The organism is Vreelandella rituensis (genome assembly GCF_003336665.1).
Classification (GTDB): domain Bacteria; phylum Pseudomonadota; class Gammaproteobacteria; order Pseudomonadales; family Halomonadaceae; genus Vreelandella; species Vreelandella rituensis.
Genome location: NZ_QPIJ01000015.1, coordinates 26421 through 45945 on the forward strand (window position 1 = coordinate 26421; position 19525 = coordinate 45945).

General features: G+C 57.6%; 17 protein-coding genes and 1 pseudogene. 14 read left to right on the forward strand and 4 right to left on the reverse strand.

From position 1 onward, the window contains the following. Nucleotides 1-24: 24 nt before the first annotated feature. From ribD to lon, 8 genes are all read left to right on the forward strand, one after another. On the forward strand, nt 25-1155 hold the full coding sequence (gene ribD, locus DU506_RS08470) for a bifunctional diaminohydroxyphosphoribosylaminopyrimidine deaminase/5-amino-6-(5-phosphoribosylamino)uracil reductase RibD (protein ID WP_114486542.1): 1131 nt from the start codon (nt 25-27) through the stop codon (nt 1153-1155). 45 nt (nt 1156-1200) lie between these two features. Continuing rightward, the gene (gene ribBA, locus DU506_RS08475) at nt 1201-2358 is read left to right on the forward strand and encodes a bifunctional 3,4-dihydroxy-2-butanone-4-phosphate synthase/GTP cyclohydrolase II (RefSeq protein ID WP_114486503.1); all 1158 of its coding nucleotides are present in this window, start codon (nt 1201-1203) and stop codon (nt 2356-2358) included. 13 nt (nt 2359-2371) lie between these two features. Next, nucleotides 2372-2860, forward strand: coding sequence for a 6,7-dimethyl-8-ribityllumazine synthase (ribH, locus tag DU506_RS08480; protein WP_114486504.1), 489 nt, complete (start codon nt 2372-2374; stop codon nt 2858-2860). Beyond that, nucleotides 2857-3360 carry a transcription antitermination factor NusB gene (nusB, locus tag DU506_RS08485; RefSeq protein ID WP_114486505.1) on the forward strand — a complete coding sequence of 168 codons (504 nt, stop codon included), beginning with the start codon at nt 2857-2859 and terminating at the stop codon, nt 3358-3360. The genes ribH and nusB overlap by 4 nt, the downstream gene beginning before the upstream one ends. Before the next feature lie 23 nt (nt 3361-3383). Beyond that, nucleotides 3384-4358 carry a thiamine-phosphate kinase gene (gene thiL, locus DU506_RS08490; protein ID WP_114486506.1) on the forward strand — a complete coding sequence of 325 codons (975 nt, stop codon included), beginning with the start codon at nt 3384-3386 and terminating at the stop codon, nt 4356-4358. Beyond that, nucleotides 4355-4828 carry a phosphatidylglycerophosphatase A family protein gene (locus tag DU506_RS08495; RefSeq protein WP_114486507.1) on the forward strand — a complete coding sequence of 158 codons (474 nt, stop codon included), beginning with the start codon at nt 4355-4357 and terminating at the stop codon, nt 4826-4828. Before thiL ends, DU506_RS08495 begins: the two co-directional genes overlap by 4 nt. A 61-nt stretch (nt 4829-4889) precedes the next feature. Beyond that, entirely contained in the window at nt 4890-6143 is a 1254-nt protein-coding gene (locus DU506_RS08500; protein ID WP_114486508.1) for a DUF945 family protein, read from the forward strand. 80 nt (nt 6144-6223) lie between these two features. Next, nucleotides 6224-8704, forward strand: coding sequence for an endopeptidase La (gene lon, locus DU506_RS08505; RefSeq protein ID WP_114486509.1), 2481 nt, complete (start codon nt 6224-6226; stop codon nt 8702-8704). 77 nt (nt 8705-8781) lie between these two features. Here the strand turns inward: lon and DU506_RS08510 are convergent, their stop codons facing one another. The 3 genes and pseudogenes from DU506_RS08510 to DU506_RS22130 form a co-directional block, all read right to left on the reverse strand. Beyond that, nucleotides 8782-9180 carry a hypothetical protein gene (locus DU506_RS08510; RefSeq protein WP_114486510.1) on the reverse strand — a complete coding sequence of 133 codons (399 nt, stop codon included), beginning with the start codon at nt 9178-9180 and terminating at the stop codon, nt 8782-8784. Between the two features lie 61 nt (nt 9181-9241). Continuing rightward, complete coding sequence (locus tag DU506_RS08515) at nt 9242-9898, reverse strand: hypothetical protein (RefSeq protein ID WP_114486511.1); 657 nt, start codon at nt 9896-9898, stop codon at nt 9242-9244. Continuing rightward, a pseudogene (locus DU506_RS22130) lies at nt 9888-10730 on the reverse strand (CsgG/HfaB family protein). The gene DU506_RS08515 and the pseudogene DU506_RS22130 overlap by 11 nt, the downstream one beginning before the upstream one ends. A 491-nt stretch (nt 10731-11221) precedes the next feature. On the opposite strand from DU506_RS22130, the gene DU506_RS08525 reads away from it, so the two are divergent. From DU506_RS08525 to ilvD, 3 genes are all read left to right on the forward strand, one after another. Further along, a complete protein-coding gene (locus DU506_RS08525) occupies nt 11222-12247 on the forward strand; it encodes a sigma-54 interaction domain-containing protein (RefSeq protein ID WP_114486512.1) in 1026 nt (341 codons plus the stop codon). A 325-nt stretch (nt 12248-12572) separates the two neighbouring features. Further along, nucleotides 12573-14741 (forward strand): methyl-accepting chemotaxis protein, encoded by a 2169-nt coding sequence (locus tag DU506_RS08530; RefSeq protein ID WP_114486513.1) that lies wholly within the window; start codon nt 12573-12575, stop codon nt 14739-14741. A 140-nt stretch (nt 14742-14881) separates the two neighbouring features. Next, nucleotides 14882-16726 (forward strand): dihydroxy-acid dehydratase, encoded by a 1845-nt coding sequence (gene ilvD, locus DU506_RS08535; protein WP_114486514.1) that lies wholly within the window; start codon nt 14882-14884, stop codon nt 16724-16726. 122 nt (nt 16727-16848) lie between these two features. Here ilvD and nudE read toward each other — a convergent pair whose 3' ends face one another. After that, complete coding sequence (gene nudE, locus DU506_RS08540; protein ID WP_181870720.1) at nt 16849-17445, reverse strand: ADP compounds hydrolase NudE; 597 nt, start codon at nt 17443-17445, stop codon at nt 16849-16851. A 73-nt stretch (nt 17446-17518) separates the two neighbouring features. On the opposite strand from nudE, the gene yrfG reads away from it, so the two are divergent. Genes yrfG through hslO form a run of 3 tightly spaced genes read left to right on the forward strand, consistent with a single transcriptional unit; the run spans nt 17519 to nt 19523 of the window. Next, nucleotides 17519-18199: a GMP/IMP nucleotidase gene (gene yrfG / locus DU506_RS08545; protein ID WP_114486516.1), complete on the forward strand. Its 681-nt coding sequence runs from the start codon at nt 17519-17521 to the stop codon at nt 18197-18199. After that, nucleotides 18196-18588 (forward strand): ribosome-associated heat shock protein Hsp15, encoded by a 393-nt coding sequence (hslR, locus tag DU506_RS08550; protein WP_114486517.1) that lies wholly within the window; start codon nt 18196-18198, stop codon nt 18586-18588. The genes yrfG and hslR overlap by 4 nt, the downstream gene beginning before the upstream one ends. A gap of 59 nt (nt 18589-18647) precedes the next feature. Continuing rightward, nucleotides 18648-19523, forward strand: coding sequence for an Hsp33 family molecular chaperone HslO (hslO, locus tag DU506_RS08555; RefSeq protein ID WP_114486518.1), 876 nt, complete (start codon nt 18648-18650; stop codon nt 19521-19523). Nucleotides 19524-19525 lie beyond the last annotated feature (2 nt).

Sequence of the window (19525 nt, forward strand, 5' to 3'; positions counted from 1 at the left end):
GCCTCCGGCCTGGATCATCGCTGCATGGCGCGGGCCTTGGTGTTGGCGCGACGCGGCCTCTATACCACCGACCCTAACCCGCGGGTGGGCTGCGTCCTGGTACGTGACGGGAACATCGTGGGGGAAGGGTGGCATGAACAGGCCGGAGAGCCGCATGCCGAAATTCACGCATTGAGGGTGGCCGGTTCAGAGGCTCAGGGGGCGACGGCTTACGTCACGCTTGAGCCTTGCTCCCATTACGGGCGCACCGGGCCTTGTGCCTTGGCGCTGCGCGATGCGGGCGTGACACGGGTGGTGGTGGCCATGGTCGACCCCAACCCTCAAGTGGCCGGCCAAGGAATCGCGCTGTTGGAACAGGCCGGTATCAAGGTCATGGTGGGCCTGCTTGAAGAGGACGCCGAGAAGCTCAACCCAGGCTTCATTTCGCGCATGCGCCGCGGTCGACCGTTCGTGCGCTTGAAAATGGCCATGAGCCTGGATGGGCGCACGGCCATGGGCTCCGGCGAATCGCAGTGGATTACCGGCCCTGAAGCCCGTACCCAGGTGCAACGGCTGAGAGCCCGCTCGAGTGCCATTCTGAGCGGGGTGGAATCGATCATCATGGATGATTCGCGGCTCACCCTGCGTGCCGAACAGCTCAAGCTGGACGAGGCGGAACGTATCCTGCGCCGCCAGCCGCTGCGGGTCATTCTGGATACCCGGTTGCGCCTGCCTCTGGCGGCGGCTTGCTTGCAAGAACCCGGAGAGACCCTGGTGGTGACGGTTCCCGATCATGACCCGGAAAAGCGTCGGCGTCTGGAAAATGCCGGTGCGCAAGTGCTGGTTCTGGGAGCGGGGGAAGATGGCCGCATCAGCTTGCCTGCATTGCTGCACTGGTTGGCAAAAAACCGTCAGATCAACGAGCTGTTGCTGGAAACCGGCGCCACGCTCGCCGGTGCCATGTTGAATGCCAAGCTTGTGGATGAAATGCAGTTATTCGTCGCTCCCACCTTGCTGGGAGGCGACGCCCGGCCGCTGTTTGCCTTGCCCGGACTTGCGTTGATGGCCGATCAGCAGCGCCTGATGATTCATGACATGCGGGCAGTGGGGCGTGACTGGCGGATTATCGCCACGCCTGAGCCGACTAGCGCCACAGACGATACCAAGGTACCCTGACGCGCGAAATCGCACGTAATGCGAAGCACATTTTCTGGAGATTCCATGGTGCAATCCTCCTCTGGGGGCCTGGCCCCCATCGCTGACCTTGTCGAGGATATTCGGCAGGGCAAGATGGTTATCCTCATGGACGATGAGGATCGCGAGAACGAAGGCGATATCATCATGGCCGCTGAAAAGGTCAAGGCCGAGCATATCAATTTCATGGCGCGTTTCGCCCGTGGTCTTATCTGCTTGCCGATGACCCGTAAGCGTTGTGAACAGCTCAATCTGCCACTGATGGTACGCGACAACGAGTCGGGTTTCGGTACCAAGTTCACCTTGTCCATCGAGGCCACCGTCGGGGTGACCACGGGGATTTCCGCAGCCGATAGAGCGCGTACCGTGCAGGCAGCGGTTGCGCCTGGCGCAACCGCCGAGGATATCGTTCAGCCGGGGCATATCTTCCCGTTGATGGCCGAACCCGGTGGCGTGCTGCGGCGTGCCGGGCATACCGAAGCCGCCTGCGATCTGGCAGCCTTGGCCGGCTGTGACCCGAGTGGCGTGATCTGCGAAATCATGAACGATGACGGCAGCATGGCGCGCCGCCCGGAACTTGAGGTCTTTGCCGCCGAACACGGCATCAAGATGGGTACCATTGCCGACCTGATTCATTACCGTATCGTCAATGAGCAGACCATCGACCACCTGGAAGCGACCCCGGTCTCGACCATTCATGGCGACCTGACGCTGCACGTCTTCCGTGACCGCATTCAAGGGGCGCATCATCTGGCCCTGGTGAAAGGCCAGCCGCAGCCGGAGCAGCCCACAACCGTGCGCGTTCATCTGGCGGATACCCTGCGTGATCTGTTGGGTCTGCTCAAGAACGATGGACGCCGTTGGGATGGCCATCGCGCCCTGGACGAGATAGCCGCGTCGGAAAACGGTGTCTTCGTGCTGATCGACGACGGTCGTCCGCACCGCGATCTCAAGGATCAGCTGGATGTCTTTCTGGAGCGTGTGCGTGTGCCTCGCACCAGCGACTCCGATGGCGCCGGCAACTATCTGACTATCGGTACCGGTTCGCAGATCCTGCGTCACCTGGGGGTAGGCAAGATGCGGCTGTTGAGTTCTCCGTGGAAATTCTCGGCACTTTCGGGCTTCGACCTGGAAGTGGTGGATCGTCTGGGGCCGAACGATCCGGCACCCGAGCAACACTCTTGAGCAGGAATAATTGATGCAACCCCTTTCCCAAATCGAAGGTAGTTTCGTTGATGTGAATGGCCGCTACGTGATCGTGGTGGGCCGGTTCAATCATCATGTGGTGGATAGCCTGGTGGAAGGCGCCGTGGATAGCCTGGTGCGTCACGGTGTAGACCCTGAAAATATCGACCTGGTGCATGTGCCCGGCGCTTGGGAGTTGCCGCTGGCGGTCAAGCGGGTGCTGAAAGTGGTCAAGCCGGACGCAGTGGTTGCCCTGGGCGCGGTGATCCGCGGGGGGACACCGCACTTTGAATATGTCGCGGGTGGCTGCAATACGGCAATGAACAACCTGCAGCTGGAATTCGAAACCCCGGTGGCCAATGGGGTACTGACGGTCGAGTCCATCGAGCAGGCCATCGAGCGTGCCGGCACCAAGGCCGGCAACAAGGGCACCGAGGCAGCCATGGCGGCCATGGAAATGGTCTCACTGCTGCGCGCCTTGGGCCCTGGAGCCGAACGATGAGCGAACCTCGTGCGAACAAGCCTTCCGCGGCAAAGCAGGCGCGCCATGCCGCCCGTGAGCTGGCCGTACAGGGGCTTTATCAGTGGGCGATGACCGGCAAGTCGATGACCACCGTCGAAGCCGAATTTCGCAGCCAATTGCCCGACGATGACATGGAAGATCATGAGAACTGGGCCAAGGTGATGCAAATTGCCGATATGGCTCTGTTCCATGAGCTGCTGCACAACACGGCACGCTTCAAGGGTGAATTGGACGCAGCCATTGCGCCGCTGCTTGATCGTCGCCTGGTGGATCTCGACGGTGTGGAGCTGGCGATCCTGCGTCTGGGTGCCTACGAGCTTTCGCATCGTATGGAAGTGCCTTATCGCGTGGTGATCAACGAAGGTGTGGAGCTGGCCAAGTCATTCGGCGCCACCGACGGGCATAAGTACGTCAACGGTATTCTCGACAAGCTGGCCAGTCGCCTGCGCAGTGCCGAGGTCAGCGCCCGTCGGCGCTGAATCGCGATCTGCGAGGGACTTCCGTGGTTGCCGAGTTCGATCTGATACGTCGTTATTTCACTGCGCCGATAGCTGATGCCGCGACAGGCGTTTGCCTGGGGGTAGGCGATGACGCTGCCTTGCTGGCGCCTGCTGCCGGGCATCAGTTGGTGGTCAGCGTGGATACGTCAGTGGTGGATATTCACTTTCCCGTAGACGCCCCGGCGCGGGCAATCGGCCATCGCGCCCTGGCCGTGGCGCTGAGTGACCTGGCGGCCATGGGGGCTCGGTCGCGCTGGTGTTTCATGGCGTTGACGCTTGATCAACATTCAGCGCCATTAAGCGGTGAAAGCGATGCCTGGCTGGCTGACTATGCCGAAGGCTTTCTCTCGCTTTGCCGGGAGAGCAGCAGCGTGCTGGCGGGCGGAGACGTCACTGGCGGGCAGCTGACCATTGGCGTTACCGTGATGGGAGAGGTGCCCGACGGCCAGGCAATCACCCGCCGGGGAGCCAAGGCGGATGATCTGATCGCGGTGACCGGCAGTTTGGGCGGTGGCGCCGGTGGCTTGGCATTGTGGCAGCGCGGCGAGCGCGATCTGAGCCACCCCTTGCTCGAACGCTATCTTTTACCGCAGCCACGCTTGGCCGCGGGGCAAGCCCTTCGCGGCCTGGCCACAGCGGGGATCGACATTTCCGATGGGTTGCTGGCGGATCTCGGTCATCTTCGCCGGGCGTCCGGCGTGGGGGCCGTGCTGATGCCGGAAAGCATGCCGCTGGCAACGAATCTGGAAGACACTCTGGGGCGTGATGCCGCGATTCAGGCGGCATTGGGCGGGGGTGACGATTATGAGCTTTTAGTGACGCTGCCCAGGGCGCAGCTGGATGAGGCGCAACGCCGTCTGGCAGCGCTAGGGCAGACGCTGACAGTGATCGGTCACTGTCGCGAAGCACTGGGCATATCAGGCGTCGGCCGGTATTCACGTGATGGCTGGCAGCATTTTTCCGGAGAGACGCCATGAACCGTGCACCTGCAAGCGTATGGCGCCGCCCGACGCATTTCTTTGCCTTCGGCCTGGGCAGTGGCGCCGTCCCTTGGGCGCCGGGTACCTTTGGCACGCTGGCTGCGATACCATTCTATTGGCTGATGACCGATTTACCACTAGGCTGGTATTTAATGCTGTCATTTGCCGCCTTTGTGGTGGGTGTCTGGCTATGTGAGAAAACGTCACGCGATCTCGGGGTTCACGATCACTCGGGGATTGTCTGGGATGAGTTCGTTGGCTACTGGATCACCATGGCGGCGGTACCGTTTTCCTGGGAGGCCGCCTTGTGGGGGTTCGTGGTGTTTCGTATTTTCGACGTGTTCAAGCCCTGGCCGATTCGCTGGGCCGACCGTCGAGTTGCCGGTGGCTTCGGTATCATGATCGATGATGTGATGGCGGGCGTGTACGCCTGGAGTACCATGCACTTGTGGTTCTGGCTGCACTGATAGCCACCGGCTGAGCGCTCCCGAATGGTCTCTTGCCATTCGGCGTCATCCGGGAGGTAGGATGCGCAAGGAACGATTGATCGTACCCGTGCTTGTGGTAGTGGCGGTGGTCTGGGTGGTGGCGCAGCTACTTTCCAGCCTGTTTTTCGAACGTAGCTTGCGTCAGTCGCTTGAAGATCTCGAAGCGCGGGGCGAATGGCGCGTGAACCGCCCGGAAAGCCATCAAGGCTGGTTGAGTTCGCGTGGCCGTTTGATCCTGTCTCCTCTGTTGGGACACCCTTGGCGTCTTGAAATCACCTACAACGCCCGCCACGGTATTTTCAGCACCGATGTTCAAGGCACGCTGTTGCCGCGACTCGACAGCGCTCTGCAGCAAGCCGTCGGCGAGGTTTCCGCGCCCTCCGTGCCTCGCTGGCAAGGCCGTTATCATACCTTGAGTGGGTACAGTGAGCTGCGCCTGGCACTAGCCCCTTTCGTGATACAGCAAAGCGGTCGGGAATTGGATGTGCGGGGTGCCCGCTTCCAGTTGGAAGGGGTGCTGGGAGACTGGCATTTACGCGCAATGCTGGATCAATTGATCCTGACCGATGCCTCCGCCAGCTTGACGCTCGGGCCGGTGGAGCTCGCCAGCCACTACACTTATATTGAAGACGCCTACCACTTCAACCAGCGCGATCACCTGCACATCGAGTCTCTGGTATTGCAGCACCCGGATCTGCATATGCGTATCCAGCCGATCGATGTGCGTAGCCACATGCACCTTGACGAGCGCGAACTGCGCCTGCGTGGTGAGCTGGAATTGGGTGACGTGATATTGCCGGACGAAGCCCCCAATGTCCCTTTGCTCAATGGGCGGGTGTCGATGGAGCTTTCGCGACTGGATGCCGACGCCATTCGTCGAGTGATTCGCCATCTACGTCAGCAAGCTGCCTGGGGCGACCCTGAAATGCCTATGAGCGAGGGCCTCCTGGCCCGTTTGGAACCGCATATTCTGCAGGTGTTGAGTGACTCCCCGCGTCTGGATGTCGACACTATTGCCTTGCACAGCCCGTTATTGGGCATCAAGGTGGATGCCGACGGCGCCCTGTTTTTCGATGCCCGAGACATGCAGGCCCTGAGTCTGGAAAATCTCGGCCAGCCTGACGAACAGGCACGCTGGCTCGAACGCATCGATGGCGACTTCACCTGGCATGACGCCCCTACCGTGGCCGCCTTGTGGCTAGGCTTGCCGTTGGGTACCCAAACGCTGGAATTCGATGTGGTTCGAGGTGCCTTAAGGGTCAACGGAAGACCGATGCCGACTCTCCGGCCTTGAAGTTAGCGTCCGGTGCCCGCATTCCATGAGCAAAGGCCCGACGGTATTTCAACCGACAGCCACGGTTCAATGGAGGGAGCATGAGCGACCAGGAATTTGACAGGGATAACGAACAGCAGGACGGCCAGGACGATACCCAAGAAGGTTTGGACACGTTTGCCGATTCGAATGATGATAACAGTGCCGCCCAAGGTGAGGCATATCGCTCCGATGATGAGCATTCGAAGTCGGTGGTGCCCGCTGACGAGATGCTGCCTGAGCGTATTTACCTGCTTCCCATCCACAATCGACCTTTCTTCCCGGCTCAGGTACAGCCGTTGGTGATAAACCGTGAGCGCTGGGAAGAGACCATGCGCCGGGTAGGCAATACGCCGCATCACACCATCGGAGTGGCCTTCGTCGGTGAGCAGGGCGTGGAGGCACTGGATCACGAGGCCTTTCCCGAGTTCGGCACGGCGGTCAAGGTGCACAAGCTCAAGGGTGACGAACAGCAGATTCAGTTCATCGCCCAAGGTTTGAAACGTTTTCGTATCACACGCTGGCTCTCCAAGGAACCTCCCTATCTGGTGGAGGTGAATTACCCCCGTGAGCCAGTGGATACCGAAGAGGAAGAGACCCGCGCCTATGCCATGGCGATGATCAACGGTATCAAGGAGCTGTTGCCGCTGAATCCGCTGTACGGTGAGGAACTCAAGCAATACCTCAACCGTTTCAGCCCGCACCAGCCTGGGCCGCTGACCGACTTTGCCGCCGCCATTACCTCGGCAAAGGGACGCGATCTGCAGGATGTCCTGGCCACCTTGCCGGTCACCGAGCGCATGCACAAGGTGTTGCCCTTGTTGCGCAAGGAAATCGAGGTGGCTCAGCTGCAGGGCGAGATCAGCGAGCAGGTCAATGCTCAGATGCAGGATCGCCAGCGGGAATTCTTCCTGCGTGAACAGCTCAAGGTCATTCAGCGTGAGCTGGGCATTTCCAAGGATGACCGTGAAAATGATGTGGATACCTTCCGCGCTCGCCTGGAAGGGCTGGTGGTGCCGGAGCGGGTCCAGGCGCGCATCGACGACGAACTTCAGAAACTTCAGGTCCTTGAAACCGGTTCGCCCGAATACGGCACCACGCGCAATTACCTCGACTGGCTAACGTCCATGCCGTGGGGGATCACCACCGATGACAAACTGGATCTGAATCAGGCGCGTGTTGTACTCGACCGTGACCATGACGGCCTCACGGACGTCAAGGAACGCATCATCGAATTTCTTGCCGAGGGTACCTTCAAGGGCGATGTGGGTGGCTCGATCATACTGCTGGTAGGCCCGCCGGGGGTGGGCAAGACATCCGTAGGCCGCTCGATCGCCGAGGCGCTGGGGCGTCAATTCTACCGTTTTTCCCTTGGCGGCATGCGTGACGAAGCGGAAATCAAGGGCCACCGGCGCACCTATATCGGTGCCATGCCCGGCAAGCTGGTACAAACCTTCAAGGAAGTGAAGGTGGAAAACCCGGTCATCATGCTCGATGAGATCGATAAACTGGGACAGTCCTTCCAGGGCGATCCTGCCTCGGCGCTTCTCGAGGTGCTCGATCCCGAGCAGAACGTGGATTTTCTCGATCACTATCTGGATGTTCGGCTGGATCTTTCCAAGGTGTTGTTCATCTGTACCGCCAATACCACGGACGGCATTCCCGGTCCGCTGCTGGACCGTATGGAGCAGATTCGTCTTTCCGGTTATATCGCCGAGGAGAAGCAGCTCATCGCCAAGCATCACCTTTGGCCGAAACTGCTCAAGCGCGACAATATCCCCAAGAAGCGCATCAACCTGACCGATGCCGCGCTCAGGGAAGTCATCGAGGGATATGCGCGAGAGGCCGGGGTGCGCCAGCTGGAAAAACAGCTGCACCGCATCGTGCGCAAAGCGGCGGTCAAACTGCTGGAAAACGACCAGGGCACGATCAAGATTTCGGTCAAGAACCTTGAGGAATTCCTGGGTGCCCCCTTATTCCGCAAGGAAAAGGTACTCAAAGGTGAAGGCGTGATAACCGGTCTGGCATGGACGGCCATGGGCGGGGTGACGCTGGCCATCGAAGCGGGCAAGGTGCATACCCTGGATCGCGGCTTCAAGCTTACCGGGCAATTGGGCGATGTCATGCAGGAGTCGGCCAACATCGCCTATAGCTATGCCTTGGGCCACTTGAACGAATACGACGCGGAACCGGCTTTCTTCGACACCGCCTTCGTGCATATGCACATACCCGAAGGGGCGACCCCCAAGGACGGCCCTTCGGCAGGGGTCACCATGACCACGGCGCTACTCTCCCTGGCCAAGCACCAAGCGGTAGACCGGCCGCTGGCGATGACCGGTGAGCTGACATTGACCGGCCAGGTACTGCCTGTGGGAGGCATTCGCGAGAAGATTATCGCTGCCCGGCGCAGCGATATCTTCGAGGTGATTCTGCCGGATGCCAACCGCCGCGATTATCAGGAATTGCCGGACTATCTCAAGGAAGGAATGACGGTGCACTTTGCCGATCGCTACCCTGACGTGGCGAAAGTCGTTTTCGGTTGAGAGCAATGGCATGCCAACCGGCGTCTCGTGACGGGGCGCCGGTTGGCAATAAATTCAGCGCGGCCCTCGGGAGCTGGTTATTCCTGGACCTGTATTTCTTCCTCATCTTGCATTTCTTCACGGCTATTGAAAAATTCCGAGCGGGTGCTCGATTGGCTACCCTCGGAACTCTGGCTGGAGTCGACGTTTAGCGCGGCTTCGGCATCGTTTCCCAGTGTCATTTCGATTTGCTGCCAATTGTTCGCTGAAATGTTCGTATTGCTGTACACCCTGGTCGACCCCACGCCTTGCCCTAGGCTATCGTTGCGCTTGCTTTCATAGAGGATCAGAGCCGATTGAGCGCTGCGTGCCGGGAAGGTATAGGGTTTCGGCCCGATCAATGAGCCATCGCTTGCCATGGCAAGCGTGGGAACGGCCATCATTGCGAACAGAATGCTGTACACCATCAAGCCGGTTCGAAAAAGGTAAAACTTCATGAGATCTCCTCCGCTCCGGAGGGCTGACGTCAGCCCTCCGGATCCTCGGTGGTGAAAATTACTAATTGCTCACACTTCCCATGTTGACACTGACGTTATTGCCTACCGCCGTGGCAACGGAGTTAACGTGGGGACCTTCGAAGCCATTCGATGCTTTTACATTGATATTGACGTCCTTCACAGTCGAATAGGCCGATACATCCCCTACGCCATCCTGCACGATATTAGCCAGCAAGATGGAACTTCCATCGTCGTTTGGAGAAAGCGCTACCGACAGGTTGTTGGCCACGGCAGTGGCCACGCTATCCACCGTCATGTTATCGACACCCTTGACGTAAGACGATGCCAGAATGCTGCCGGAACCATCCCAGTCCTGATTGACATCAATATTGGTCATGACATCGGTGGTCAAGCTGGCATTGTTGGCAACGGCGGTTGCGTTACTCACCACGTTGCCCAATTCTTTAAGGCCAAGACCGTCATTGTCGATGTCTTTTACGATACTAACCGCTTTTAGGGAGCCATCGAACGTCTGGTCGACTTCGATCACGGCTAGTTCCTCAGCATTTTCAACCTTGATGTCGATGTATTGGTCTATGTCGGTGTCGACGTCAAGATTCCATTTCCATTTGACATTGTCGAAGGCCTGTACCTGAGAAATGCCCAGTATCATGGCACTTGCGACGCTGATGCCTACGGCGAGTTTGTTAAGTTTCATTGTGGCTTACCTCATGGTTAGCGACTACAGGATGCCCGGCTTCCGGCTCGCACGCTTTTCCCTCGGGGAGCGGGAGACCCAGGCCTTCGGTCAGGATCTGAAAAGCACTCATCTCCACGACCGATCGAACACCGAGCTGTAAAGGTTCATTCCTCACAGCGCCGGTATCGAATTCGATAAGTTGGTTTCCAAAGAAGCGATAGATGCCCGATTCAACCTCGTAGCCGACGACTTGCTTCTGCAGGCTCGATACGTACAAGGTGCTGAATGTCCTGACATCGACCAGGCGAAGATCCAGGCCGACGTTGATGACCGCGGTGCGTACGCTACCGCCGATACCGCTCACGAACAGGCGCGCTCCCCCGGTGGAAATGTTTTAATTGAGCTCGGTCAATGCACCCAGAACCACGAAATTCGCCGGCACTACCGCAATGGGCTGGGGGGCGAATGCCAGCGCGTTCTGCTCAAACAGCTGTTGCTCCGCCAAAGGGACTCTCACATCCAGACGCTCAGTCAGGTTGACCTTGCCGGTTTTATGGAAAGCGCTGATCAGCATTTCGGAAACGCCCTGAGTCAGGGCGCTGCTTTCGGTAACGGTGGAGTAAGTCCGCTGCCCTGTCTTATCACTGATCTGTCCCACCGCGATGACGGGGAGATTGTTAGCTTCGTAGCCATCACGCAGATCAGCCAGGCATTGCGAATAAGGCGTGTGGTTCGAGGTCACAGGTGGGCCTGTGAGTGGCTGCACTGTATCCACGTTAGGTTCAATAGCCGCGCAACCACTGATAAGGCTAATTAGGCAGCATGCAAAGCTGTATCTATACATTTTCATTTTGAATGCCCTGGCTGGTTCCCTTGCCCTATCAAGGCAGAAGGTATGCCAGAAACTGAATCAAGCTTTTTTTACAAAGAGTTATCCGATTGTTAAGTTTTTGTGTGCTTTTGTTTTTTTCATTTTGCGATTCGTTTTAACATAAGTTTCTTGATATGCGGTTTTTTAGAGGATAAGTTTTATGCTTGTACAGAATGGTTATTTTGGTATGGGTTTTTTGCTACTTTTGATATTTTTTTATTTGTTAAAAGGTATTAGATATGGTGATAAGAGAATAGTAAAAAGTCGTTTGGCCTTGAATGGCCAGAAATGAGTGTGTCGGTAGTATTAAGAAAATTAAAAAAATGTATTTTTTGTGTTAATTGTTTGCTAGAAAAATAGCTCCGTATAGGTCTCGATTTTTTAGTTATTTTAGGTTTGATTAAGCATGGCGTTCTTGGATTCTATTTAGATTTTCAACCAGGGCGGAGAAAGCTTTCAAGGAATGAAAAATGAATCAATATATTTGCCGAAATAAAAACTTTATTCCACATGGAAAGAGTTCAAAAAAACAATGTATTACAGGAGACTCGGGAGGAATGCATGCGCTCTACGAAACCCTGGATCGTTTGGCTAAATCCGATGTCCCGGTTTTTTTAACCGGAGAGAGTGGTGCCGGAAAAGAACTTTGCGCTACTATGTTGCATGAGAAAAGCCCTCGGCGTGACAAACCGTTTATTGCTGTAAATTGTGCGGCAATCCCATTCGATATTTTTGAGTCTCAATTCTTCGGTCACTTGAAGGGGGCTTTTACAGGGGCTACATGCGACAGTGTCGGATACGCAAGAGCCGCAGATGGGGGGACTCTCTTTTTAGATGAGATTGCCGAACTGAATCTGGCCATGCAAAGTAAGCTGCTCCGATTTCTTCAGACTGGGCAAGTCATGCCGGTCGGGTCGACGACTACTTATGCGGTGAACAGCCGTATTGTTTGTGCAACTAACGTGAATCCCCTGGAGCTAGTAAAAAAGGGCCTGTTTCGCCCAGACCTTTACTATCGTTTGAATGTGGTGCCTGTAAAGCTTTTACCATTGCGTGAGCGTGGGCGAGATGTAATTGAGATCGCCCAAGATCTGTTGAAACGTTATTCTTCAGTAGAGAAGAAAAGCTTTCAGTATTTTTCCTCCGACGCTGAAAAAGTATTACTCGATTACTCATGGCCCGGAAATGTTAGAGAACTTGAAAATGTTATAAGAAGATCGGTAATAATGCATGAAGGGGTTGTGCTTACTGTAGAAATGCTGGATTTAGACGAAAGTTTTGAAAAGCATTCAAATAAAGACGGGCAAGAGGTGGAAGAGGCCTGCTCTCATGCAATTACTCCACTGTGGAAGGTGGAGCAGAAGGCAATAGAGAATGCCATTAAGACATGCAATGGAAACATTCAGCGCGCTGCTTCACTACTGGAGGTCGCTCCTTCAACGCTTTACCGCAAGCGGCAGGCTTGGAAGTCATGCACTGACAACCCTCTAAGCTAAGCCGGTAATCAGCTGGCCTGGGTGCTGTCCTTGTAAACGTATTCCACTGCCCCTCGCTTACCTCGACCGACCGACCGACCGCTGGCGATGAGCGGTGCACTTTGCCGATCGCTACCCTGACGTGGCCAAGGTAGTGTTTGGCTAATCACGTATTTTCAAGCATGGTTGCGTTGATTAGGCGTCAATTTACAACTTTATGATGAGCTTATTTTAATGATATTAAACACACTCTACCCAAAAGGTAGGGTGTTTTTTTTATTATGGGTAAATAAAACGTCTTACAGCAGGCGTATTTCATCAAAATTTCAGCATCAGGGGCCTTGCAATGCATGATCACCAATCTATAGCCCAGCGGGAGCACGTTTTAACGGACGATGATGTGCTGATTTCCCGTTCCGACCGTCAAGGCCATATAACCTATGCCAACCCTGCCTTCATTGCGGCCAGTGGCTATGACGCCGACGAACTGATAGGTGAACCCCACAGTCTGTTACGACACCCGGATATGCCCGCTGCTGTGTTCAAGGACCTCTGGGAAACGATCAAGCAGGGCAAAACCTGGCAAGGCGTGATCAAGAACCGCTGCAAAAACGGTGAGCACTACTGGATCCAAACCACCGTGGCGCCCTTGATCGAGGGAGAGACGGTAGTTGGCTACACCTCGGTGCGCCGCAAGGCTTCCGCCAATGCCGTGAGATTGGCGGAAAAGGTCTACGCCCGCATGTACCAGGGTAAAAGTGGCGGCTTCAGACTCAAGCGAGGCGCGATACACCGTACTGGCTTGCGTGGCTGGGTGCAGCGCTTCAGCTTCAGCAGCATGCAGGCCAAGTTGATGGGCATGGTGCTGGCGTCATTAGTGCTGCTGGTCATGGCCGGTGGACTGGGGGTTTACGGCTTGATGAGCTCGGCGGAGCGCCTTCACACCCTGAACAGTACCGGGCTTGAGGGAATTGCGGACCTGCAGCGAATCGAGCAGTTGATGGGGCAGTCGCTACAGACGTTGGAACCGGCGGTACGCAACCCGCGTGCGGCCGACCGCGACGCCCTGAGCACTCAATTGAACGACGGCATCGAAAGCATGCAGCTCACCTGGCAGAATTTCATTGCCCAACGGGCAACGCCCAGTGAGGGGCAACAAGCTTTGGGCGAGCAAGTGAATGCTCTGGTGGGAGGCGTCAACGACACCCTGGACGCCATCTTGGGTGGCAGTGGCTTTGCCGCTTTCGAAGCCTTCAATGACAGGGTGCAACCCACGTCGGAGGCCATCAGTGCCACCATCAATCAGCTGGTCAGTGAAGAAAGGGTTCAGGCGCAGTCCCTGATGCAAGAGGCAAAAAACGCTGAGCAACGCATGCTGTGGGCACAATTGGGCTTGCTGGTGATCGGCGTGATACTGATGATCGGCCTGAGCATGGCGGTGTTGAAATCGTTGCTCAGCTCGCTCAACGAAGCACGCCGGGTCACCTTCCAGATTGCCGCAGGTAATTTAAGCACCAGAGTCAGCCGTCAACGCAATGATGAGCTGGGCGAGCTTCTAGGCTCCCTGGAAATCATGCGCGCCAGCTTGTCCGGTCTGGTAACGGAAATCGGTGAGCGCGTCAACGTCGTCACCCCGGCTTCTCAGCGTATCGCCAAGGAAAACGAAGACTTGGCCTCGCGCACGGAACAGCAAGCCTCTTCCTTGCAGCAAACCGCTTCGAGCATGGAGGAAATGACCACTACCGTTCAGCAGAACACCGATAATGCGCGCCAGGCCAATCAGCTGGCGATGCAGAATGCCAACACCACCCGGGAAACCGGTGAGCGGATGCAGGATCTGGTGTCGCGGATGGAGCGCATCGCCCAGAGTGCGGGCAAGATGACCGATATCATCACGGTGATTGACGGCATCGCCTTCCAGACCAATATCCTGGCGCTGAACGCCTCGGTGGAAGCTGCCCGGGCCGGTGAACAGGGGCGGGGCTTTGCCGTGGTAGCCAATGAAGTGCGCCAACTGGCCGGACGCAGCGCCGATGCCGCGCGTGAAATTCGCAGCTTGATCGAAGTGTCGTCCGGAGAAATAAATGGCGGCACTCAGGCGGTCAAGCAGGCCGAAAAGTCAATCGAGCAGGTGGTCTCTCAAGTGATGAAAGTCAGCGACATCATGGAGGAAATCAGCTCGGCGTCGGATGAGCAAAGCAGCGGCATTACCCAGATCAACAGCGCCGTGGCAGAAATGGACCATGTCACTCAGCAGAATGCGACCCGGGTGCATTCGATCTCGCGTTCGGCGGAAGGCCTGACCCATGAAGCCCGCGAACTGGCCAATGTGATTGCCGCCTTCCGCTTGGAAGGGGCGACGGAAGAGGACGTTGCCACGGCGCGCCAGCGTCTGAGCAAACGCCCTGTCGCACAGTTGTCGATGCCCGAGTCACCGGCACCCAGGCAAGCGGCAAAAGCACCCCCGCGCCCGGCAATGGCGACAGAGGGACAGGATGAGTGGGATGAATTCTGAGCCACACAGCGACGCTATCCTGAGGGCGGCGCTCTAGCTTGGCGCCGCGGGGCATGCCAAAATCCTCGGCTGACTTCAACCTCCCGCTGTCGGCCTTGTTCTGGAACCGGGCAGCGGGTCGATAATAGATAGAGGACACCATGCCTGAGTATCGCTCTCGCACCACCACCGCTGGTCGCAACATGGCCGGCGCTCGCGCCTTATGGCGTGCCACCGGCATGAAGGACGACGATTTCCAGAAGCCGATCATCGCCGTGGCCAATTCCTTCACCCAGTTCGTGCCCGGCCATGTGCACTTGAAGGACATGGGCCAACTGGTGGCGCGAGAGATCGAGAAAGCCGGCGGGGTGGCCAAGGAGTTCAACACCATCGCCGTGGACGACGGCATCGCCATGGGCCACGACGGCATGCTGTATTCCTTGCCCAGCCGTGACCTGATCGCCGACTCCGTGGAATACATGTGTAATGCCCACTGTGCCGATGCAATGGTGTGTATTTCTAACTGCGACAAGATCACCCCGGGAATGCTGATGGCCGCCATGCGCCTGAACATTCCGGTGATTTTCGTCTCCGGCGGGCCGATGGAAGCGGGCAAGACCAAACTGCTCGATCACGGCCTGGATCTGGTGGATGCCATGGTGATGGCCGCCGATGACAGCGTGGATGACGAAACCTTAGCGGAAGTCGAACGCAGCGCTTGCCCTACCTGCGGCAGTTGCTCGGGCATGTTTACCGCCAATTCGATGAACTGCCTGATGGAAGCGCTGGGCCTGGCGCTGCCGGGTAACGGAACCGTGGTGGCCACGCATTCGGATCGCCGGCGCCTGTTCGAAAATGCCGGTCACCGCATCGTCGAATTGGCTCGGCGCTATTACGAAGGCGAAGAAGCGCATCTCTTGCCGCGGGCCATCGGCTCTCTGGCGGCCTTCAAGAATGCCATGACCCTGGATATCGCCATGGGCGGCTCGACCAACACCATCCTGCATCTATTGGCGGCGGCGCAGGAGGCCGAAATCGATTTCACCATGACCGATATCGATCGGCTTTCCCGGGAAGTGCCACAGCTGTGCAAGGTCGCCCCCAATACGCAGAAATACCATATCGAAGACGTGCATCGTGCGGGGGGCATCATGGCGATTCTGGGCGAACTCGACCGCGCCGGGGTGCTGGATACCTCGGTGCCCACCGTTTACGGGGATAGCCTGAAAATTGCCCTGGATGAATGGGACATCATGCGCAATCCAAACCCGGAGGTGGTGGAGTTCTATCGCGCCGGCCCTGGTGGCGTGCCTACTCAGGTAGCGTTTTCCCAGAGTGCGCGCTGGCCGAGCCTGGACGGTGACCGTGCCACGGGCTGTATTCGCGATCTGGAGCATTCCTTCTCGCGCGAAGGTGGCCTGGCGGTACTCTACGGCAATATCGCCGTTGACGGCTGCGTGGTGAAAACCGCCGGTGTCGATGAGTCGATACTGGTCTTTGAAGGTCCGGCGCATGTCGTCGAATCCCAGGACCAGGCGGTGGAACACGTTTTGAACGATAAGGTGAAAGCCGGCGATGTGGTGGTGATTCGCTACGAAGGCCCCAAGGGCGGCCCGGGCATGCAGGAAATGCTCTACCCGACGTCGTACCTGAAATCCAAGGGGTTGGGTAAGGCCTGTGCGTTGCTTACCGATGGGCGCTTTTCGGGGGGCACCTCGGGGCTTTCCATCGGCCATGTGTCGCCGGAAGCGGGTGCGGGCGGTGCCATCGGGTTGGTGGAGCAGGGCGATTTGATTCGCATCGACATTCCCAGCCGCACTATCAATGTCAAACTGAGCGACGCTGAATTGAGCGCCCGACGTGAGGCCATGAACGCACGCGGCAAGGATGCCTGGAAACCCAGCATCCAGCGCCTGCGCAAGGTGACTCCCGCGCTCAAGGCCTATGCGCTGCTTGCCACCTCCGCCGACAAGGGCGCAGTGCGCGATCTTTCCAAGCTGGATTGAGCTGGCAGGAGGCTGTCACCACCCCCAAGAGCTCGCCCGGTAAACCGGCCTCCCACCACAAAGCCGGGCTGACAGGGTTTTGACCGGGTGGGAGGGCGATTCATCGTGCGAGGGGGTGGATGTCAAAGCAGCTTGGGTGTTTCTGCGTTATCGGCGCGCAATTTGTCGCGGGCGATATACAGGGCGGCGATGGCGCGGGCTTCGTGAAAATCTTCTCGCAGCAGCAGGGCGGGAAGTTCATCGAGCGCGTGGGTTTCCACAATCAAGGGTTCAGGCTCATCGCCGGGCAGGCGCTTGGGATAAAGGTCGGTGGCAAGCATGACCTGCATGCGGTGGCTCATGTAGTTGGGGGCCAGCGAAAATTCCACCAGCGGCTCGATGCAATGGGCCCCGAAGCCGCACTCTTCCATCAGTTCGCGGTTGGCGGCGGTCACCACGTCTTCCCCGGGGTCGACCAGACCCTTGGGCAGGGTCAGCACATAATCCTCGAAGCCCGCGGCGTACTCGTGAATCAACAGCACATGCTCGGGGTCGGGCATGGCCACGATCATCACCGCGCCATGCCCGGAGCCGGTCAGGCGTTCGAACACCCGTTCCTCGCCATTGGAAAAACGCAACTCGAGCGACTCGACATGAAACAGGCGGCTGCGAGCCACGCTGGTACGCTTGAGGATATGGGGTTTCTGCAAATAAGCGGGGGCTGTCTCGGACTCGGACATGCTGGCCTCCATGGCTGGCGGTAGGTGGTTACGCTACAATAGCATGCTTATCAACGCCACGACCGGAGCCGCGATGATCGATTGGCGCGCTATTGATACCGTCCTGCTGGACATGGACGGCACCCTGCTGGATCTGCATTTCGACAGCCATTTCTGGCTCGACCACTTGCCCCGACGTTATGCCGAACTGCACCGTCTGGATGAAGCCACCCAAGAGACATTGCGTGCGCGAATCATCCGCGAGCAAGGTACGCTCAACTGGTACAGCCTGGCGTACTGGAGTCGGGAGCTCGGGGTGGATATCGTCGCCCTCAAGCGCGAAATCCAACATTTGATCGGTTTGCGTAGCGATGCCCTGGATTTTCTCCAATGGCTTAAGCAAGCCCACCCTCGCGTGGTGCTGGCCACCAACGCCGACCGCGAAAGCCTGGCGCTCAAGCTGCCTCTGACCGGCATCGAACAGTATCTGGATGCGATTGTCTCATCGGCCGACTTCGGCGTACCCAAGGAGGCCCAGGAATTCTGGTTTGCCTTGCAGGACGTCGAGCCGTTCGACCCCGAACGCACCTTGTTCATCGATGATAATGCCGCCGTGCTGGAAAGTGCCCGCGAGTTCGGGATCCGTTACTTGATGGGTATCAAGCAACCCGATAGCCGCAAGCCGGAGAAGGAATTGGAAGAATTCATTGCGCTGGATCGTTTCGCGCGTTTGCTACCCTCGGAGCTACCGTACCCCCAAGGAGAGAGTGGATGAGCGATACTGTACGCCTGGATAAATGGCTATGGGCGGCGCGTTTTTTCAAGACGCGCCAATTGGCGAAGAAGGCCATAGAGGGTGGCAAGGTTCACTACAATGGCGGGCGCTCGAAAACCAGCAAGGTCGTGGAGCAGGGAGCATTGATTCGCGTGCCTCAAGGTTGGGATGTTCTCGAAGTGGAAGTGCTGGCGGTTTCCGATCAGCGCCGAGGGGCACCCGAAGCCCGCAAGCTTTATGAAGAAACCCCCGAGAGCCGTGAGCGTCGTGAGCGCGAAGCCGAAGCCCGCCGCCTGACCAACGAGGTCATGCAGCATCCTCTGAAACGCCCGGACAAGAAACAGCGCCGCGACATCCAACGGTTTCAACGCCACCAGGGCGATGAATGAACCGACTTGTGAATTCTGAATTGATAGTTCTGAATTGATAGTTCTGAATTGAGAGTGATATGACCGACCAGATACAACGATTCCTGTTTGACCAGACCAACGTGCGCGGTGAAATCGTCACCCTGGAGCGCGCCTATCAGGATGTCCTCGACCGCCATCAATACCCAGCGGCCGTCAATGTGCTGCTGGGTGAACTGCTGGCGGCAGTGGCGCTTTTGACCGATACCGTCAAACTCGACGGTACCCTGAGCATCGAGGTGCGCGGCCAGGGAGTGCTTTCCCTGTTGATGGCCGAGTCCAACCCCGGCGGCGAATTGCGAGCGATTGCGCGGGTGGCGGAAGATGCCAGCTTGCCGACGGAGCATGCCGAATTCCGCGAGCTGGTGGGTAATGGCCAGATCGTGATCACCCTCGACCCGCGGGAGGGCAATCGTTATCAAGGCATCGTGGCGCTGGATCATCCAAGCCTGGCGGGTTGCCTTGAAGCGTATTTCTCCCAATCCGAACAGTTGCCCACTCGCCTGTGGTTGGCGGCGGATGGCAAGCGTGCCGGGGGGCTTTTGCTGCAACGCCTGCCGCAGCAGGCGCAGAATCAGGATGTGGATGCCTGGGAACGTAGCGTTGTATTGGGCGATACCATCAAGACCGAGGAATTACTCGGTCTTGAGCAGCGCGAGGTGCTGTATCGGCTGTATCACGAGGAAACCGTGCGGGTATTCGAACCCAAGGCGCTGCGTTTTGGGTGCACCTGTTCGCGTGAGCGTATGGGGGCCGGGCTATTGACGCTGGGAGCGGATGAGCTGCGCGAAATCCTGCAAGAACAGGGCGCGATCGACACCCAATGCCACTTCTGTCACTCTCGCTATCACTACACGGCGGCTGAAATTGAAACAATGTTGGATAATCCCGACGCGCCATCACCCGTGATTCACTGATT

Bases quoted from the DNA above. Each gene is read 5' to 3' on its own strand.
- ilvD (WP_114486514.1), top strand. From the start codon at position 14,882: ATGCCTGAGTATCGCTCTCGCACCACCACCGCTGGTCGCAACATGGCC.
- DU506_RS08495 (WP_114486507.1), top strand. From the start codon at position 4,355: ATGAACCGTGCACCTGCAAGCGTATGGCGCCGCCCGACGCATTTCTTT.
- ribD (WP_114486542.1), top strand. From the start codon at position 25: ATGGCGCGGGCCTTGGTGTTGGCGCGACGCGGCCTCTATACCACCGAC.
- hslR (WP_114486517.1), top strand. From the start codon at position 18,196: ATGAGCGATACTGTACGCCTGGATAAATGGCTATGGGCGGCGCGTTTT.
- yrfG (WP_114486516.1), top strand. From the start codon at position 17,519: ATGATCGATTGGCGCGCTATTGATACCGTCCTGCTGGACATGGACGGC.
- ribH (WP_114486504.1), top strand. From the start codon at position 2,372: ATGCAACCCCTTTCCCAAATCGAAGGTAGTTTCGTTGATGTGAATGGC.
- hslO (WP_114486518.1), top strand. From the start codon at position 18,648: ATGACCGACCAGATACAACGATTCCTGTTTGACCAGACCAACGTGCGC.
- nusB (WP_114486505.1), top strand. From the start codon at position 2,857: ATGAGCGAACCTCGTGCGAACAAGCCTTCCGCGGCAAAGCAGGCGCGC.
- DU506_RS08500 (WP_114486508.1), top strand. From the start codon at position 4,890: ATGCGCAAGGAACGATTGATCGTACCCGTGCTTGTGGTAGTGGCGGTG.
- lon (WP_114486509.1), top strand. From the start codon at position 6,224: ATGAGCGACCAGGAATTTGACAGGGATAACGAACAGCAGGACGGCCAG.
- DU506_RS08530 (WP_114486513.1), top strand. From the start codon at position 12,573: ATGCATGATCACCAATCTATAGCCCAGCGGGAGCACGTTTTAACGGAC.
- nudE (WP_181870720.1), bottom strand. From the start codon at position 17,445: ATGTCCGAGTCCGAGACAGCCCCCGCTTATTTGCAGAAACCCCATATC.
- DU506_RS08510 (WP_114486510.1), bottom strand. From the start codon at position 9,180: ATGAAGTTTTACCTTTTTCGAACCGGCTTGATGGTGTACAGCATTCTG.
- ribBA (WP_114486503.1), top strand. From the start codon at position 1,201: ATGGTGCAATCCTCCTCTGGGGGCCTGGCCCCCATCGCTGACCTTGTC.
- DU506_RS08515 (WP_114486511.1), bottom strand. From the start codon at position 9,898: ATGAAACTTAACAAACTCGCCGTAGGCATCAGCGTCGCAAGTGCCATG.
- DU506_RS08525 (WP_114486512.1), top strand. From the start codon at position 11,222: ATGAATCAATATATTTGCCGAAATAAAAACTTTATTCCACATGGAAAG.